The following is a 4654-nucleotide window of genomic DNA, read 5'->3' as shown; positions in this document are numbered from 1 at the left end:
TCCTGCTTTGATTCTATTCTCAGGATCGACTCAACGCCCTTGGAGAGCTGGATGGCCTGAAACCTTATGGCAAACCTGGTTAGGCTCTCGACACGGCCATCGTACTCCTTGAAGGATATGTCTGAGATCTCTGCGGCCATAGGCCAGCTGGATCTGATGAACTCCATGAAGGATGAGACCTGCATCTCATCTCCCTCGAAGAGGACCTCCACGAGCTGTAGGCCATTCTCCCTCAGGTTCCGTGCTGAGAACCCCTTCATGCATAAACTGTCCGCTTCGGCAAGAAGGTGATTGCGGTAACCTACCCCGTGGACCCTCTGACCCCGGATCAGTGCCCTAAGCTTCATCGTAATAACCACTTCACGTATTCTATTTAAGATGTGCCCCCGAAGCTGCCCCGGCAGTGCTGAGATACCATCAGCATAGCTGAGACGCCTTCTTGACGTAGCAGTCCGGTCTCTGTAAGGTGTATTTAAAAACTCCCCCGAAACTGAGATATACCATGTTGCAGACCGCTGCGGGGATGGATGTTTTTCAGGCTCTGCTGTTGGGCGTCATTCAGGGGATCACTGAATGGCTGCCTGTGAGCAGCGAAGGCCAGACGATGCTGACGATGATCGCCTTGTTTGGTATAACGCCAGCCGAGGCCCTATCCTGGTCGCTCTTCATGCATCTCGGTACCATGATCGCTGTCCTGATCAGGTTCAGGCGCGAGTTCCTCCAGATGCTTCAGGGAGGGTCTGCGCTCACAAGAACCGTGATCATCTCGACGGTCTGCACAAGTATCACTGGCGTCCCGCTCTACTTCCTTCTCCGCGAGAGCTTCACCGGCGGACGGGAGGCGACAATGCTCATAGGCGGCCTTCTCATAATAACAGGATTGCTCCTGAGGCTCAGCAGATCCGGATCACGGGTTGCAGATGATATGTCTCTCTGGGAGATGGTCGTTCTTGGAATGGCACAGGGCCTCTCGATCCTTCCGGGGGTGTCAAGATCTGGCACAACATTGAGTGTGATGTTAATGCGTAAAATCAGGCAGGAGGATGCGCTGAGAATATCATTCGTCATAAGCGTGCCAGCGGTGATCGGCGCGATTCTCCTGGACTTCTCGAGCAGCAGAGTTCCGCCGGTCGAGACCGCTCTGACGATGATACTATCGTCACTGGTTGCAGGATACCTGACCATGGATATGCTGATACGGGCTGCAAGAAGAATCAGCTTCTCCTGGTTCTGCATGGTCCTGGGAATGGTCACGCTGCTCTTCGCACTGATGGGATGAGTGAAACTTTTATCAGATGTGATGATGGAAAAACAATACGGATTATGCCCACAAATGAGACGCACCCTAAAAATGCTGGTGAGAGAGATCCTGCTCTGGAGATATTGATTTTCCTGGGAGGTCTCTTCGGACTCGCCCTGAGCAGGCTGAACATCCTCGCTCTGATCTTGTTCGGATTGTGCTATTTGGCTCTCGTCTATCGTACCTACATGACGGAAAGCCTGAGCGGCCTAGCCCTCTGCAGCATCCAGTCGGCACTGATACTGGCGTTCCGATTCAAGTATCTGACATGGGGCGATCCGTGGTTCGAATACGCCATGGTCCTTGAAATTATGCGGGGCGGGATGCTCTCACCTCCATTCTATCCAGACCAGCAGCCTGCGCTTCATACATTGATCGCGGCAGCATCAACATATATGCATTTAGAACCTATGCCGCTTCAGAAGTTCTTGATCCCGTCGTTCAGCGCTGCTGGCATCCTATCTCTGTATCTCCTTGCCAGGGACTTCTTGGACGGCAGGACTGCCATAGCCGCGGGTCTGCTTCTTTCGGTGGGCACCGCCTACATCCACTGGATCTCCCAGGCTGTAACCGAATCTCTTGGCATATCCATGGCGCTGGTAGCCATGTACCTCTCATACAGGGCTCTGAGCAGCAACCGCTACCTTCCGGCGGCTTTAACAGTTATGCTCGGCCTCGCGCTCACCCACCATCTGACAGCCCTGATATTCATCGTCTGGATTAACTCATTCGCAGTTGCATACATGTTGTTCATGTCCAAGAACGGAAAGGACGCATTCAGAGCTCTAGCTCTATCCCTAACAGCTTTTTCGATTCCCCTGATCTGGTGGAACATGAGATTGCCGAATATCTACAGATTGGTAACTGGAACGATAGAAAGGTTTCTTCCATCGGCGATACCGGCGGATTCATTAGTTGTTGTAGCCATAATCTTGATCTCGATCTATGCATTACTCGGAATATCAAACGATCTGATCGTACATCTCAGAGCACATACCCGTAGCCTTCAGAGACTCTCAACGCCCAGCTACTACGGACTGATCATTATCTGCATAATCAGCGCAGCTGTGGCTCTGAACTTCCTTCTTGGAAGATCATTCTTCGTGCTGAACTATCCGCTACATTTCTATGCTAACGGCTTGCTGATGATTGTCCTCTCGCTTGTCGGACTGAGAGGCTTTATGAATGTAAAGGGCACGCCGTTCCTGGCTTGGGCTGGCGGCGTGGCAGTGCTGTTTATTGGCAGTATACTGAAGCTGTACTACTTTGAAGACCCACTTCGGTTCATAGAGTTTCTATATCCATCGCTTGCGATAATTGGAGCTTACGGCTACGCGTCTTTAACGAGACGTCTGGATCCGAAAATTGGAGCTACTGCCATAGCCATGATATGCCTCCTCTGCTTGGTAGTGGCATTTCCATCGACCGTTTTCTGGGGGCAGGAGTTTCCACAGAACGATCCGAGGCATGATGCCAGGGCATCTGTCATATACCATCCAGAATCCGAGATCATGGCTATAGATTACCTGAGAGAGCACAACGCTGTGGGAAGACTCCACACAGATAGATATGTGGGATACGCCTCGTTGCAGCTCGAGAATATCACAGCAGATCTCTCCTTAGGTCTGCTGGAAGGAAGACGCACTTCAGGCCGTGAGAAACTTGACCCAGATAGTTTCTCGAATGGCAACGATATCGTTCTCGTTCGTGACAGGATGCTCAGATATGCAGAATTTGATGAGTGGCTGCTCGAGGAGAGGAGGCCATTAGGAGATGAGGAGATCGACAAGCTGGAGAGGATGACCTCAAGGATATACGACAACGGGGAGGCCTGGATTTACAGGGGTTGATACGTAGTGTCTGCTTTGAATTTAAGTGAGCTTCCAAGGGACGCGGTTCTGACATATGCTCTGTTGTTAATCGGAGCTACAGGAACGTACGTGGGGGTGCCGCTGGTCGCACTCCCGATAATAATGCTGCTTCCAGGATACGCACTCTCGGTGGCGCTCTTTCCGAGCAAAGAGGGCCTCAGTGCCACTGAACGTCTGGTGATGAGCATCGGTCTGAACGTATCTCTGGTAGCTTCGCTTGCTGCAGGCCTGGATATACTTGATTTGAAGCTGTGGGACGCGCCACTTCTTCTATCACTCATCTCAGCAACTGCTCTCTTCATGCTCGTATCCATCGTCAGAAGGCGCAGGGAGGATGATCCATATGATCTGCAGCTCCCAGAGTTCAAGGTATCGTCAGTACGCGCAGCAGCGATACTGCTTCTGATAATGGCAGTTGCGATGGCCCTGAGCGTGGAGCCGGAGAGACCTGTGGAGTTCTACCTCACCGATGATAACGGCATTATCCCCTCGGAGTCTTGGGGATCATATGTCAAAGTCGTTGTTGCAAACCACGCTGGAATGGGTTGTTACAGAGTTGACATCGAGAGCGATGGACGCGTTCTGGAGAGCTACCACTTCACACTCAAGGGAGAGTCGAGCTGGGCGACGCCTATCAGCATTGGAGAGATGAACAACGCACTCAGGCTCAACTTCACCCTCTACAGTGATGGTGAGCCTATCAGGAGGCTTCATCTGCTCAGAGTTCAAGAACGAACAGATGCGCGCTGATAAATCTCAGAAGGATCATGAGGCCTGCATTCGGCCTGCTGCTTGTGGCGCTCCTGCTCTACAGGCTCGAATTGGCGCAGATGATCCTCTCCGCAAGACCCACATACATTCTCACGGCCTTATCTGTTTAAGCCATCACATTGCTCATGCTCTTCACCAGATGAAGGCTGATAATTAAGTTGCATTTCACATCCGTTCCTACATAGGAGACGCATACACCCATGTTATTCCTCTTCCACCGGTCTCGCTGTTCTGCGACCATGTGGCTGGATCCGAATCGATTACCTCATAGGTTCCGGCGGGCAGTACGGCATTCGGCTCCACTACCCAGTACGCATTGGGCACTCCGCCCATTCCAGGCTCGCCATATGCCTCCCAGGGCCCGTATGTGTTGCCTGCCGAATCTCTGAGAGATATGCTCCCGGGCGTCTTGCCCTGGCCGTAGTTCCAGTGGTATGTGCGGATCTTGGTTATCCTCATGGACCTGTCGAGGGTGAACTTCGTCGGAGCCGTTGGGGCGTTATCCACAGCTGCAAGGGTATTGGTCACAAGTATCAAAGTCTCTTCAGTTTGAGCGCTGGCAGGCTCGCTCACGCCAGCCCGCGTACCGTTCCAGCTGCCACTCCAATCGCCCGAGGAGCCGTATCTCCAGCGACCTGTGAAGCTCCCGCAGCCCTCAGACATCTCCAGTTCCACATCCCCTGCATCGTTAGGGGGGCTGTACGTTGGATAT

4 protein-coding genes and 1 pseudogene are annotated in these 4654 nt (G+C 52.5%); 3 read left to right on the top strand and 2 right to left on the bottom strand.

The window, feature by feature from the left end:
- The coding region (locus NQU42_RS08150; RefSeq protein ID WP_296610559.1) for an acylphosphatase at nucleotides 1–347 on the bottom strand (347 nt) is incomplete at its 3' end.
- 176 nt (nucleotides 348–523) lie between these two features.
- Between NQU42_RS08150 and NQU42_RS08145 the strand changes: the two genes are divergently transcribed.
- From NQU42_RS08145 to NQU42_RS08135, 3 genes are read left to right on the top strand one after another with little or no spacing between them, the layout of a single operon-like run.
- On the top strand, nucleotides 524–1279 hold the full coding sequence (locus NQU42_RS08145) for an undecaprenyl-diphosphate phosphatase (RefSeq protein WP_296610558.1): 756 nt from the start codon (nucleotides 524–526) through the stop codon (nucleotides 1277–1279).
- A 44-nt stretch (nucleotides 1280–1323) separates the two neighbouring features.
- Nucleotides 1324–3150: a glycosyltransferase family 39 protein gene (locus tag NQU42_RS08140; protein ID WP_296610556.1), complete on the top strand. Its 1827-nt coding sequence runs from the start codon at nucleotides 1324–1326 to the stop codon at nucleotides 3148–3150.
- Between the two features lie 15 nt (nucleotides 3151–3165).
- Nucleotides 3166–3921 (top strand): DUF1616 domain-containing protein, encoded by a 756-nt coding sequence (locus NQU42_RS08135; RefSeq protein WP_296610554.1) that lies wholly within the window; start codon nucleotides 3166–3168, stop codon nucleotides 3919–3921.
- 198 nt (nucleotides 3922–4119) lie between these two features.
- On the opposite strand, the pseudogene NQU42_RS08130 reads toward NQU42_RS08135, so the two are convergent.
- Nucleotides 4120–4654 (bottom strand): annotated as a pseudogene (locus tag NQU42_RS08130) (hypothetical protein); the annotation flags it as partial.

The sequence above is a fragment of the Methanothrix sp. genome, assembly GCF_024518575.1.
Lineage (GTDB): Archaea > Halobacteriota > Methanosarcinia > Methanotrichales > Methanotrichaceae > Methanothrix_B.
The sequence above is the reverse complement of the archived record's forward strand: the minus strand, read 5'-3'. Positions and strand labels throughout refer to the sequence as shown.

Coding starts and splice junctions, on each gene's coding strand:
- NQU42_RS08145 (WP_296610558.1), top strand. CDS start 524: ATGGATGTTTTTCAGGCTCTGCTGTTGGGCGTCATTCAGGGGATCACT.
- NQU42_RS08140 (WP_296610556.1), top strand. CDS start 1,324: ATGCCCACAAATGAGACGCACCCTAAAAATGCTGGTGAGAGAGATCCT.